Consider the following 13,026-nt stretch of genomic DNA (forward strand, 5'->3'; position numbering starts at 1 on the left):
CCTGGCGCCTCAGATCGGTCCTTAGCGATGGGCGACTTTGGCGTTTGAGTATGCCAGTGAGCCGAAGTGGCCATAGAGGAAGCAATCGACGAAGCCGGTGTGGGGCTTTCCGGGCATGACATAGCCATATTCGAGGTTGTCGCCGCCGGAGGGATTCTGGTCGACGAGGACGAAGTAGATGTTCTCGAGCCGGTACTCTTCGTCGGCGGCTGTGGCGTGGTCGACATAGTTGTCGTTTAGATCGTAAAAGTAATAGGCTACGTCGCGGGCTTTTTTGGCGGCGGGTTTGGAAGAAGTGATCGTTGATCTTGATGAAGGTGTGTGTTTGGCGGTAAAGCTCATGGCGGTGAGCGCCAGGAGGAAGACCAGGGCGCCGAGCGCGGTTGATAAGCGTTTCATACTATAAGGTTTTAAGTAAAAGTAGCAGGTATGTATGCGAAGGGAATGCGGGGACCTAAGCGGGGTTAAAAAATGGTAACAATTAATTAAATCAATGGAAATGAATGAGGGAGGAGGTTAAAAAAGTTTAAAGATTTTTGGTGCAAACCATAGTTACGAATATAGTTCCTGCGTAAAATTGATATACTCCAAATCTCCTCCTGAAGAACTGACCTAACTTCTGCATTGTCTTCTCATTTATTTGGACCATTTCATTAAGCCGCCTATGCTGTTAGACCCGTCGAATGTTTGCGTTCGCCGGGCATCCGATCTATTAACCTGAAAATCAACCTAACATGCTAAAGTTCACCCTGCAGCGGTATATCCATTACGAGCCATCTTAAGAAGCCTTATACGAAAAGAGGCTACTGCGAATAGCCTCTTTGGTGTCAAATAATCGCTACTTAACACTCAATCTACACAAATATATGTATTTTAATTCTAATGGTCTGTCCCCATTGGAGGGGCCGGCTGGTTGCCGTAAGCCATTAGGGGCTCTTACAATCCCTAAACTTTCAAAGGACCGACAAACCGGTAAAACCCTATTACGAGTCGTGAAACTAACTGGAATATTATTAGTAGCCGCCTTTCTGCAGGTGAGCGCCGGGAGCGTAGCTCAGCGGTTGTCCATTAATGTGAGGAACGGGTCGTTGGAGAAGATCTTTGCGGAGATCGAGAAGAAGACGAATTATGTGTTCTTTTATGATGCGAGCTTGTTGCAGAAGACGAAGCCGGTGACGGTGGAGATGAAGGATGCGTCGGTTGAAGACGTGCTTCGGATTACGTTGAAGGGTCAGGGGTTGGATTTTGCGATACAGGATCGGACGATATTTGTGAAGAGGGAGGTGGAAAAGCCCGTTCCGGTTGGGGCGCCGGCAATTTCGGCAAGGGAAAACGATAACGGAGTGATTACTGTCATTGTGCAATCAGAGGTGGGGGTACCCATTGTGGGAGCTACAGTGGTGATGATGGGTGTAAAGAGACAAGGGGTGACAGACGCGGACGGACGATTTTTAGTAAAGGGCGTTCCCGACGGGGAATACAGGGTGGAGGTGACTAGTATCGGATATGAGAAACGGGTTGAAGTGTTGCGCGTGATGAAAGGCGAGGCGCTCTTAGCGGTCCGTTTGAAGCAGGCCGTAAATGGATTAGATGAGATGGTCGTGAAGGGTTACTACAACACGACAAAGCGGTTGAACACCGGAGATGTCTATACAGTGAAAGGGGAGGATATACAAAAACAGCCAGTAAGCGATCCAATCCTCGCCTTGGAAGGAAGAGTGCCGGGGTTGGTGATACAGCAGGCCTCTGGGATGCCTGGAGCTTACAGCGTAATCCGCATTCGAGGCCAGAATAGCATTGCAAATGGGAATGATCCTCTCTATATCATCGACGGAGTACCGTTTAGCGCTTTGTCTTTGTCCAGTTCAGTTACTTCGATTTCTGCCTTGGGAGGGGGGAATGCTAATAGCAATACCAACGGAAGTGGTGTTAGTCCATTTAATAGTTTGAACCCATCGGATATCGAGAGCGTGGAAGTATTGAAGGATGCTGATGCAACAGCAATTTACGGGTCGAGAGGAGCGAATGGGGTTATCCTGATAACTACCAGAAAGGGTAAGACGGGGGGAACCCGGTTCGATGCAAATGTTTTTACCGGAGCGGGGATGGTCGCGCACAAGATGAAGCTATTACGAACAGAACAATATTTAGCCATGCGCCGGGAAGCATTCCAAAATGAAGGATTGCCATATCCGGACATCAACACCGATGCTGGAAATATGGATTTTGATATAAATGGAGTCTGGGATACTACACACTATACGGACTGGCAGAAAGTGGTATTTGGAAATACGGCTCATTTCACCAATGCTCAGGGAACATTATCGGGTGGTAACAGCAACACCCAGTTTGTTCTTGGCGGCGGATACAGTAAACAGGGTACGGTTTTTCCCGGCAGCTATTCGGATCAGAAGGCTATGGGGCATTTCAATTTGACCCACACTTCCGCCAATCACCGCCTGGGTGCGACCCTGACCGCCAGCTACGTAGATGACAACAACAACCTTCCCACAGCGGATTTTACAAGCTATATCACAAATGCCCCGGATGCCCCACCGTTGCTTGACAAATTTGGTAACATAAATTGGGAGGTTTTTCAAGGCACTCCAACTTTTTATAGCAATACGAAGGCATTAGAACGGCAAACTGCAAATTCTGCTACGAACAATCTCATTGCGAACCTAGGCATAAAATACCAGCTATTGCCGGGTCTCGAGTTGCGAAGCGAATTGGGCTATAACCACAATGAGATGAATGAAACCGGATTGAATCCTTCGACCTCGTTAGCGCCACCCTATAACGCAGACCCATCCTTTAGAAGGAATACCTTTGCCAATACTACATTTTCCTCATGGATCATTGAGCCTCAGATAAGCTACCAGCGCCCAATCGGATCAGGAAAGTTGGAGATGTTGGTGGGTAGTAGTTTTCAGGAGAATAAGACGAAAAGCATAACACAGTCCGCCAGTGGATTTGTAAGCGATGACCTAATATCCAATCCGCAGGCCGCATCCAATATCTACCTGTTGGGAGCAAATAATATTCTATATCGATACACAGCGGTTTATGGGCGTATTGGGTTTAATTGGCGGGAGAAATACCTTTTAAATCTAACTGCCCGTCGGGACGGTAGTAGTCGTTTTGGACCTGGCAAGCAATTCGGCAATTTCGGAGCCGTAGGAACGGCATGGATCTTTTCAAAAGAAAAGTTTATCGAAAGCCTCCTGCCGTTCCTTAGTTTTGGAAAACTGCGGGCAAGTTATGGGACAAGCGGCAATGATCAAATCCTAGATTATCAATTCCTTAGTACTTATAGTACGTTTTCCTCGACGACCTATCAGGGGATTACGGGGCTTGCTCCCACACGATTAACTAATCCATTTTTTGCTTGGGAGGTGCTAAAGAAACTGGAAGGAGGGGTAGAAATTGGCTTGCTAAAAGACCGGATCATGTTGTCGGTCAGCTACTTTCGGAATCGAACGGGAAATCAGCTGGTTGGGCTGTCTCTCCCATACCTAAGTGGTTTTGCCAGCATACAATATAATCTGCCTGCGGTGCTTCAGAATACAGGAACGGAGATTGTGCTGAATACTGTCAACATCAAGTCGAAGGACTTTGAATGGGCTAGCTCAATAAATGCAACGATGCCGAATAACAAACTGGTTTCGTTTCCTAATTTAGCCAATTTTGCTGCCTACAAGAACCGGTATGTAATTGGTCAATCCCTCTTTATTCAAAAGGTTTATCACAATACCGGAGTTGATCCGCAGAACGGGAATTACATCTTTGCCACAAAGAACGCCAGCGGTGTACCTTCCTATCCGCAGGATCTGATCGTTTCCAGGCCTGTCACTCAACGATTCTATGGCGGACTCCAAAATCGGGTATCTTATAAGGGCTTTTCTTTGGATTTTCTTTTGCAGTATGTAGACCAAACTGGATATGGATATCAGCATGCATTTGGACTAGCTCCCGGCTCGTTCAATTACAATCAACCCACTGCGGTCCTTGCCCGGTGGCAAGGAAAAGGAAATCTGACAGGGACGCAGGCGTTTGGAACAGACTATGGGACAGCAAATAGCTCCTATGCCCTATTCGGCGCGAGTGACGGAGTGTTTACCAATACATCATTTCTTCGTCTCAAGAACCTGCAATTTTCCTATGACCTGCCTGCCGGATGGAGATCTAAGTGTCATTTGCAGACTGCCAGGATATATTTGCAGGCACAAAATCTATTTACGATCACAAGATACGTTGGACTCGATCCTGAATCCTCAGGTAATTTGAGCCTGCCCCCAATCCGGATGATCGCAGCGGGATTCCAGGTGGGCTTGTAATTTGATTAATACACGATTAAATTTCGAATGATGAGAAATATTCACCGGCAATTTTTTCTAAAAAATTTGCCTATAGGCCTCTTTAGTTTGGGTGTCGTCATGACGGGGTGCAAGAAGTTTGTTCAAATCGGTCCTCCCACTACTCAGCTAGTGACGGTCGGCGTCTTCAACAGCAGTGCAGCTGCAACTTCGGCGCAACTTGCGATTTATATAAAGATGTTCCAAGAGTCCTGGAACATGGCTCAGTGCACCGGGTTGATGAGTGACGAATTGAAAAATTATTCGACGTCTCCGACGCTGGTTCAGTATTACACGAACGCCTTATTGCCAATTAATAACCCTGGTCCGTGGAAGAACGCCTACTCTTATATTTACCAGGCGAATGCGGTGATTAGTGGGTTGAGGCAGAATAAGAGTATTTATGCTCCAATTGCTGTACAGCTCACTAGCGAGGCGAAGTTTATTCGTGCTTTTTGGCATTTTTATCTCACCAATCTTTACGGCGATGTGCCGTTGGTCTTGACGACTGACTATACTGTGAACCGATCGATGAGCAGAGCGCCGCAAGCCCAGGTCTATCGGCAAATCGTCAGCGATTTGGAGGATGCGTATTCCGGGCTAAACGCTGAATATGTCGATGCAAGCGATACGACAGTAACAACCGACAGAGTCCGACCAACAAAGAGTGCTGCGGCAGCGATGCTGGCAAGGGTATTCCTTTATACGCAGAAATATGATTCTGCTGAGATAGAGGCTAACCTTGTCATTAACAACACGTCGCACTACAGCCTTTGCACCAATTTGTCGGCCGCGGCAGGAGATAATTATGTGTTTCAGGCAAACAGCACAGAAGCTATCTGGCAATTGGCACCGCCATTGCCCGCCAATTTCTTTACATATGACGGGTTTGACTTTTACCTTAAGGGTGCGCCAACAAAGGGATCTACCAATTCAGCCACGATAAGCTCCCAATTGTTGAGTAGTTTTGAGCCTAACGATCAGCGTAAGGTGCAATGGGTGGGAACCCGGTCTGTCGGTTCTGCGAAGTATTATTTCCCGTATAAGTATCAATCTTACAACAAGTCGGCAACGGATCCATCTTCAGTCACGGAATATACAATGATGTTGAGATTGGCAGAGCAATACCTAATCCGCGCTGAGGCGAGGATTGAAGAAGGAAATGGATCGGGAGCGATCGCGGACCTGAATGTAATCCGGGAACGTGCAGGACTGCCGGACTACAATGGAGGCTCCGATAAAGAATCGTTGTTAGCCGCCATCTTACATGAACGTCAGATAGAACTGTTTACTGAATGGGGAAATCGCTGGCTGGATCTCAAGCGAACTGGAAATAGCGACGGGGTAATGGGAGGCGCAGGAGGAGCTTGCGAGGCCAAAGGAGGCTCATGGTCCAGTACGGATCAGTTGCTCCCTGTACCTCAAAGCGAAATAAGTAATGATGCAAGTATGACACAGAATACCGGCTATTGAGTGTTCTGAATGAATGTTAGATTCAAATTAGTTCTTTGATTTTAAATGTTCAATGCTCGGTAGACGATGATGGTAGGCCCATCGGCGCGGCTTTAAGGAGCGGCGGCCAAACCAACTTTTGCTGCTGTCATTAAGAGTGCTGGGAGTGAGCTTCAAAGAGAAAGGCATGATTGCGTGTCAGGTGTGTATTAAGAAGTCGAACAGAAGTGAACTGTCATCTGAGGCGTCAAGAGTATGAATCGATGTCAAAACCAGGGTCCAGTAGCATCTCTGGGACAAGCAGCAAGGGCACCTGATTACCGATGCTGCGACATCCGGCGTATAGGCGGCGTGAGCATAATACAGGCGTTTACCGTGAACTGGAAAACCTGTTGTAAAGGTCTATGGCCCCGCTACCGGTCACGGTGACGAACACAGATACGGCCGGCAGAATGCGCGGGCTGTAAGAAGTAAGCCGTCTACGGTCAGCCCGACCCGAAGTTCATTTCCGCCAGCCACGTAGAGCGGCAATGCCTGACGATGCGGATGCACATGAGCCGGTTCACACACCTGACTAATGGATTCTCCAAAAAGGTCGAGAACCAAGGCTACGTTGTCGCATTACACTTTGTTTACTATACCTTCGCAAAGCGGCATGAGACCCTGAAAGCAACCCCGGCTAGGGCAGCGGGTTAAGCAAGCGGTTTTTGACCCTTGAAGATTTGGTCAATTTGACCGATGGGATTATGCAGTAACTTTCAAACTGAGACACTACCGATGATTGTTCATTCTCTCTTTTTATTTGTAGATTGTCGTAAGGGTACTGAGGTTCGTCCATCGAAGCCTGTATATGGCGTATGCGTTCCTTTTTCTGATATAATGGCGGAAAACCCTATAAAACTCGAGTGGGAGTTTCAGGTAGTCGCTGAAACTTATTTTTGATCCTCCCTTCTCTATCCAGGTGTGCAGGGGTAGCTCAAGGGCGCAGTCCTGAACTTTCATATTCGAAAGGGCGATTCTTCTGAAGATCTCGACATCAAAAAGCCATCGGGAAACAAAGGGTTCCATAAAAAGCTTCCTTGCGAACCCGACGTGGAAGAATTTCGCCCCGCATTGGCTGTCATAGATTGGAATTTGGAGGTAAACGCTGACAAGTGTAGCAACAATACGACCGAAATAGTGGCGATGATTGAAGCGACGGATTTGCGCACCAATACGGGAGAACCTCGATCCGAAGACGAAATGAATTCTGGGATTGCCGAATTCACGAATAAAATAATCCACTTCATCGAAAGGTGTAGATAGATCAGCATCCATGAAGCCAATTATGTCGTTTTTGTCCAATGTATTGGCCGCGAGAATCCCTCTTCGGACCGCTTCTGCTTTACCTACATTTTTTTCAAGAGACAGAATCTTTACCTGTAAGGGGAATTGATCTTTCAAGTCTTCTAAAAGACGGATTGTTCGGTCTGTGCTGCCATCGTTTACAAAGTAGATGTCGAGAGCCGCATTAAAAAGGAATCGCCTATATTCTCGAACCGGGAGCCGTGTCTCCTCATTATAACAAGGGATAACGATGGTGATTTTTGGCATAAGCTGTATCTTATTTCGAATTTTTCTGCAACGAAGGGACGTGTCGTTGTTCAATATAGTCGGTGGTAAGAAGTACAATCCAGAGGAGAGTATACATCGGGAATATCTGGTACCGAAAGACTACAATGTTTGCGAAGACGCTAAAAGCCGCGTTCATTGCCACCAAAGCGGTGACTAGTCCGATGGTATATGCAAATGATATCGGCGATCGGGAGAAGCCCTTACGTCGGATAAATGTAGTGATATTCCAAGCGAAGAATAGATTCAATAGAAGGAAGAAGGCGGGGAAGGCGGCGAATAGGTAACCATGAAAGGTTGTTGAAATTGCCCAGACCCGGTTGTCGGAATAGTCGAACCACCGCACTGCTGTTCGTGACATTTTGTCCTCACCAAGATTATAAATCTCCAATTTTTCCAATGGCGGCAGAAAATAATTTTTTGTATTCAGAAGTAAGTAATATCTGAAAAATGGGAGCGGGTGCCTTTTAATGATATAAAGGCCATACTGTTTGAATAAAGGGGCCACTTTGGCCCATGCTACTACCTGGGAGAAGTCACTAGTATCCTCAAAATGCCGGGCCATATATACTTTTAAGGGCGCATATGGGACTTTGATAAAGAAGTTCCCAACAAACGAGGGGAGTTCCCTGTCTTTCGGTGGAACGATTCGATAGAATCCTCTTGCAATGTGGTCTAGCTCGGACATCTGGGGGCTTGGAAACCTTGTGCTGTCTTCGTTGATATATTCGCGAATATAGAGTGCATTATTTGCCCATTGCCAACCTCCGAGAATGGGAGGAAATTGTGGTGTTCCGCTCATCTCCTTTGCCGCATTTGAAGAATATGCGATGAATGGAATTATCAGTAACGGCGCCAAGGTTATACCGAGAACTTTGAAGGTAATGCTCGTATTTCCAATAAGGAAGGCAGGGACGGCAATTAGTGGATAATACATTGCATTATATCGAAATGTGAATGCGACAAAGCACGTGGTTGACAGAAAGATAAGATGGAAAATGTTTGGACGGTAGATAATCCAGATCAATTCTGTTAGCCAAAGGAGACTAATTGCTGCGAATAGTCCATCGCTGGATACAAAGTTTGCAAGGAATAGGTTGAGTGGGTTGAAGAATAGAAAGATCCGAAGAATTAGCTTTGTCTTTTTTCCGGGAGAGAAGTTGAATTCCACCGTTCGGTAGAAATAAAGTGCTGATAATGCGAAGAAAAGATATTGAAACAGGTTCAGCGCCATTGCCGAATGCGTTAGCCAATGGAAAATCAGCAGGAATTTCGAATAGCCGATGGGCCAAATATTTGCGCCCAGACGGTCGTTAGCTGCGTAAATGTAACTATACGAGTCCGAGAAAAAGTCTGGGAAAGGGTAAAGGAGCTTAAAGACGGCAAACTGGCAAATTGAGACAGCAAGTATCACAGTACTGCCCGATCTCTTTTTGCTCAATAGAAAGCTGGCGAATGAAGCTAAGTCACCAACAGCCGGAGTACTCAAGCGACTTTTGGGTTTCATTATTTCTTCTTTAAGTTGTTAGACAACAGAGAGGTATCGGACTTGCCGATACCTCTCTTGAGATTTGAGCGAAATCGAACTAGTCGGCTGACTGAGTGTAGAGTGTATGCCCGCAAGCCTTGTTGGCGAGTTGGGTATGTGCTGTTTTGCCGCTTACACATCTTGCCTTATTCCCGGAGACTATCGTTCCATAGTTGCCGTTTACAGATGCCGTGACTACGGTGCATAGATGGCCATTACCTGCTCTGGTGCAAAATCCTTGGGTGAAGCTTTTTTGATGAGATTTTGCAAAGGCGAAAGATGCGACGGCCAGACAGCCTGTCGTCAAAGTGAGGAAAAGGTTTGATCTTTTCATAACATTACGATTGCTTTAGGACCAAAAGCAACAAAGGTTTTAATGATTAAGATAACGCCTACTCTTTTACAGGTTTTCGGCATGTCCTGATTGTGCACAATATTTTGATATATTACGGGAAGATATTCTTCATGTAAGTGTTTTGTAAAGATTGCCAATATCTCATGAGATAATAGATTATACCCGAGTTGCCCGTATAAAGGTCGGCTGTGACATTTGGGTTACCGGAGACCATCCAAAATCCGGCATTGTCATCTGTTTGAATAATGGTGTGTATTAATAATTTAGCAATCCATGTGGCTTTCGCTAGATAGTGGGGGTCTTTGAAGACCCGATACGCAAGCAACCATAGAGTGCCGATTTTGGTCAGCCCGTCGTCTAAGCTGAAATTGGGGTCGACGGGGCGCGAAGGAATAACGAGTAGATATTTTTCGGCCATCTGCTTATAGCGGATATCGCCAAGTACCTCATAGGATCTTATCATAATCATGGTCAGGTCAATCATCGACTGGCTATTTCGCCAGCGAGCTGCGGATTTTTTTTGAATTCGACTCAATAAGCGGTTGCTTGATTTGTCGCTGATCAACGAGCCGAGCCCGTTGATAAGTACTGTTTCTAATTGGTGATCCGATGTTTGCTCCACATATGTGATAAGAAACGAAAGGATGCCCGCTGTCCCGTTATCAAGCCCCGATGCCTGGATATGCCAGGATCCGTTGTGTTGCTGGGCATCGACCAGAGATTTTACGTTGGTTTCCAGTATTTCGTTAGTGAAGCTGTTATCCAACCATTTTGCCGCAACTAATGCTGCCAGCCCCTGGCCGGCCCAGCCGGTGGATAGAGTAGGTTCTGCCGGCGTTACGGCGAAGCAGGATTTCAACCGTGATAGGGTTTCCGAATCAGATGATAACAGACCGCTGTTTAGCCCCTCTGTGAGCGCGAGTGAGATACCCGCTCCGCCATAGTATAACGAGGGATTTCTTGATTGAGGGCTTTTAAAATAGTGTGTATAAATATAGCTCCAGCTTTCGTAATACGCGTCCATACAGAAAGCTAGGTCAAATCCTTCCGCCTTCGCTACAGCAAGCAGCCAAAGTGGGCCCGCCATGCCGGTATGCCAACCCAGTGAATAATCAAGTTCTTCGATGTCGGAGTCTGCAAACTCTTTTTGAAAGGACACCCATCGGCCTTTTTTACTTAGCATTTTGGGACTGGCAAGGCAATTCAATGCCGATTGGATAGTTGATTTGAGTAAGGGCTCATCGATCGGACCTTCCGATGGCGGGGTTTGTGGTTCAGGGCCTGTTTCTATTTTCCTGATAATGGCTGACATCGATGTTTTTAAAGAACGTAGATCGGGTCGTTTTGCAGCGTCCAACTGAAGGCAGGAAGTTGCCACATCAGCGAGTCGGTCGTCGCGGGTAAAAAACTTCAAGGAAGACCTCAGATGGGTGGGGTCCGCTGTCGGCAGTTTCGTCGGATTTAACTTAGTACACATTTTTACAACAAGTCCACCCAGAGAGTAAACGTCGTCTTGCAATGTGGGTATTTCGCCCCCGGCTTGCTGAGGTGACATATATCCTGGCGTTCCGAGTTGAAAGGGGGGGGATGGGGCCTTGGACTGGTACGACCACGCCAATTCCAGATCGATCGGTATGACCCTTTCACGATTGGTGACGATGAAATTGCCGGGCGAAATGTCTCTGTGAATCAGGCCATTTTTGTGAAGGTGGTCAACAATATCAATGACTTTAAGAAGAACGCGCAGTATGTCAACTTGTTGTCTGGATGGAAGTTCAAACCAGACGCGATCTCGATATATTTTGGTCAACCAGTCTGCCACAGACATGCCCTTCACGAATTCTATCGCTAGATAAGTGTCTCCGTGCTCTGTAAAGGTATCAAAGACCCTTGGCACAGGTATAGTATCCGCCAATCGCCTGCATAGCTGGAACTGCCATTGCAGCCTGTGGGAATGGTCGCGGCCTGTATCGTCGGAAATCATGTTTTTCCGGGCTTCTTTTAACACACACGCCTTTATATTCCACAGTCGCTTGAAATAAATCGCTTTTTGTACGGTCCCCCTGTAATCGGTTTTAATTATATCTATCGGATAGTATTTTCCATTGAGTAGCTTATGCCTGATTGGCAATACCGGTTCGCTTATTCGAGCGAATGGCCAATCGACTTGGGTAGGGAAAGTAAAAGGAATATGATATATATCCGGAATTAGTTCGTTTTTGGCGTTGTAGATGTGCTTTACAGGTTTTCCTTTTTCATCGTTTATCCACACCGGAGAAAAGGAGCCGTAGCGAGTATGAACAATATTTTCAAGGCAGAAGTCGGTAGGAATGGAAGGGCCTTTGAAAATGGCGGTTAGGCGAATCAGGGTTGTAGCAAGAGAGACAGCCTGTTGGTCGGAATCGGGAAATATAGCGACTATTTTACCTAGATTTTGTGCTCCATAATTGCCGTTTAGTAATTTTTCGGCGATGGTTCTGTTCCGTGCGACCTTAAAGGGCACCTTTTCACCGACTAGTTCTGGTATCACAATTTTTAATAGTTGTAGTACCTGGATTTTGATTACGGATAAATGGATGATCCATCCTTGCGTTTTAGATGGTTGGCCTACTTCCCAGTAGTACTGAGTGCCGTTATATTGCAGATCCATCGATGCCAGGAGTTCGGCGAAATCTTCGGTTTCATGGATGAGTAGTGATGCTGTTGAATTGCCAGTCGCCGGCGGCGGTGATATGATATTTAATTGGGCCTTATGCATAAGGATAAAATAAAGTAGTAACTGCCTGGATACCGACGTCTAAATTACTCTTTGTAATGTTTTAGAATAGTATGAAAATATGAGTAAAGTGGATTGTAGTCGACCGTGAGTTTATGCCTGCCTGTTAATGTTTTTTTCCGACTGCCAGAAAAAACAATCCGTCGTAGTCAAAGTATTCGACTTTGAGAATGTCACAACCGATAAAGAGGCGTTTGAGGTCGGCCCGATGATATCTTTTCAGCTCTGCGATATCGGCCTGTGAATTCGGAAAAAGTTCAATTGTAGATTTGCCGACAATAATGAGATGACCTTCGGATTGTAGGAACCGTAGGGCTTTTACCGGCATCTCCGTATGGAAGGAATGGAAGCCCGGTATTTCGCAAATTGCCAGAACTGTAGCAAATTGGTCCTTGAAGCCGACGTATTTCAATTCCATTTTGGAGGTTTGAAAATTGATTTTGTGAACTCCACGGACCATTGCAGCATTTTTAAATCTCGCTTGCAATTCTTCCCGATTGGGTTCGGATATGGCATTCAATTGAATGGTGTATCCGTCGGCTGATAATTTTGATGAAAAATATCCTTGGCCACTGTCTGTTTCCAGTATTCGACCCTTCAGAAAAGGTTGGATTGTCATGAATATCCAGTCGAAGAGTTGTTCCGTTTTTTCAGTGGCGGATTGGAAAGAATGGAGCGTATATTGGCTCATGGGAAGCTTATTTTGCCTGTGCGATGTTTAGACCCAAGGAGGCGGGGTTGCGAGACGAAGTAGTCGGGGGAGAGTGCGCTTACATTGACTATCCATTAGTCTGCAGACCATGTATAAAGGCTTGTCCACAAATTTTGCCTGCGAGTTGGATATGGGCTGTTGGGCTGGTGGAGCACTTTGCTTTATGGCCTGTAAATGCTATAATACCGTATGCAGCGTTTACATTGGCAGTTAGGATAGTACACCGGTGCCCGTTGC

Annotated in this window: 7 protein-coding genes and 1 pseudogene; 3 read left to right on the top strand and 5 right to left on the bottom strand. The window is 46.3% G+C overall.

The window, feature by feature from the left end; translation table 11 throughout:
• Window positions 1-21: 21 nt before the first annotated feature.
• Window positions 22-399 carry a hypothetical protein gene (locus VHE34_RS09635; RefSeq protein WP_325587166.1) on the bottom strand — a complete coding sequence of 126 codons (378 nt, stop codon included), beginning with the start codon at window positions 397-399 and terminating at the stop codon, window positions 22-24.
• A 593-nt stretch (window positions 400-992) separates the two neighbouring features.
• Between VHE34_RS09635 and VHE34_RS09640 the strand changes: the two genes are divergently transcribed.
• The 3 genes and pseudogenes from VHE34_RS09640 to VHE34_RS09650 all read left to right on the top strand — a co-directional run.
• Entirely contained in the window at window positions 993-4,337 is a 3,345-nt protein-coding gene (locus tag VHE34_RS09640; protein WP_325587168.1) for a SusC/RagA family TonB-linked outer membrane protein, read from the top strand.
• 27 nt (window positions 4,338-4,364) lie between these two features.
• Window positions 4,365-5,828, top strand: a complete 1,464-nt coding sequence (locus tag VHE34_RS09645; protein ID WP_325587170.1) for a RagB/SusD family nutrient uptake outer membrane protein — start codon at window positions 4,365-4,367, stop codon at window positions 5,826-5,828.
• Between the two features lie 453 nt (window positions 5,829-6,281).
• Window positions 6,282-6,503, top strand: a pseudogene (locus tag VHE34_RS09650) (IS1 family transposase); the annotation flags it as partial.
• Between the two features lie 102 nt (window positions 6,504-6,605).
• Here VHE34_RS09650 and VHE34_RS09655 read toward each other — a convergent pair.
• From VHE34_RS09655 to VHE34_RS09670, 4 genes are all read right to left on the bottom strand, one after another.
• Window positions 6,606-7,400, bottom strand: a complete 795-nt coding sequence (locus VHE34_RS09655) for a glycosyltransferase (RefSeq protein WP_325587172.1) — start codon at window positions 7,398-7,400, stop codon at window positions 6,606-6,608.
• A gap of 10 nt (window positions 7,401-7,410) precedes the next feature.
• The gene (locus VHE34_RS09660; protein ID WP_325587174.1) at window positions 7,411-8,925 is read right to left on the bottom strand and encodes a hypothetical protein; all 1,515 of its coding nucleotides are present in this window, start codon (window positions 8,923-8,925) and stop codon (window positions 7,411-7,413) included.
• Between the two features lie 467 nt (window positions 8,926-9,392).
• Complete coding sequence (locus VHE34_RS09665; protein WP_325587176.1) at window positions 9,393-12,059, bottom strand: protein kinase domain-containing protein; 2,667 nt, start codon at window positions 12,057-12,059, stop codon at window positions 9,393-9,395.
• Window positions 12,060-12,183: 124 nt separating this feature from the next.
• Entirely contained in the window at window positions 12,184-12,768 is a 585-nt protein-coding gene (locus VHE34_RS09670; protein WP_325587178.1) for a hypothetical protein, read from the bottom strand.
• Between the last annotated feature and the right edge of the window lie 258 nt (window positions 12,769-13,026).

This window comes from Puia sp. (genome assembly GCF_035546395.1).
Taxonomy (GTDB): Bacteria; Bacteroidota; Bacteroidia; order Chitinophagales; family Chitinophagaceae; genus Puia.

What these genes read in the sequence shown, in the direction of transcription:
- VHE34_RS09635 (WP_325587166.1), bottom strand. Translation starts at nt 399, where the DNA reads ATGAAACGCTTATCAACCGCGCTCGGCGCCCTGGTCTTCCTCCTGGCG.
- VHE34_RS09645 (WP_325587170.1), top strand. Translation starts at nt 4,365, where the DNA reads ATGATGAGAAATATTCACCGGCAATTTTTTCTAAAAAATTTGCCTATA.
- VHE34_RS09655 (WP_325587172.1), bottom strand. Translation starts at nt 7,400, where the DNA reads ATGCCAAAAATCACCATCGTTATCCCTTGTTATAATGAGGAGACACGG.
- VHE34_RS09660 (WP_325587174.1), bottom strand. Translation starts at nt 8,925, where the DNA reads ATGAAACCCAAAAGTCGCTTGAGTACTCCGGCTGTTGGTGACTTAGCT.
- VHE34_RS09665 (WP_325587176.1), bottom strand. Translation starts at nt 12,059, where the DNA reads ATGCATAAGGCCCAATTAAATATCATATCACCGCCGCCGGCGACTGGC.
- VHE34_RS09670 (WP_325587178.1), bottom strand. Translation starts at nt 12,768, where the DNA reads ATGAGCCAATATACGCTCCATTCTTTCCAATCCGCCACTGAAAAAACG.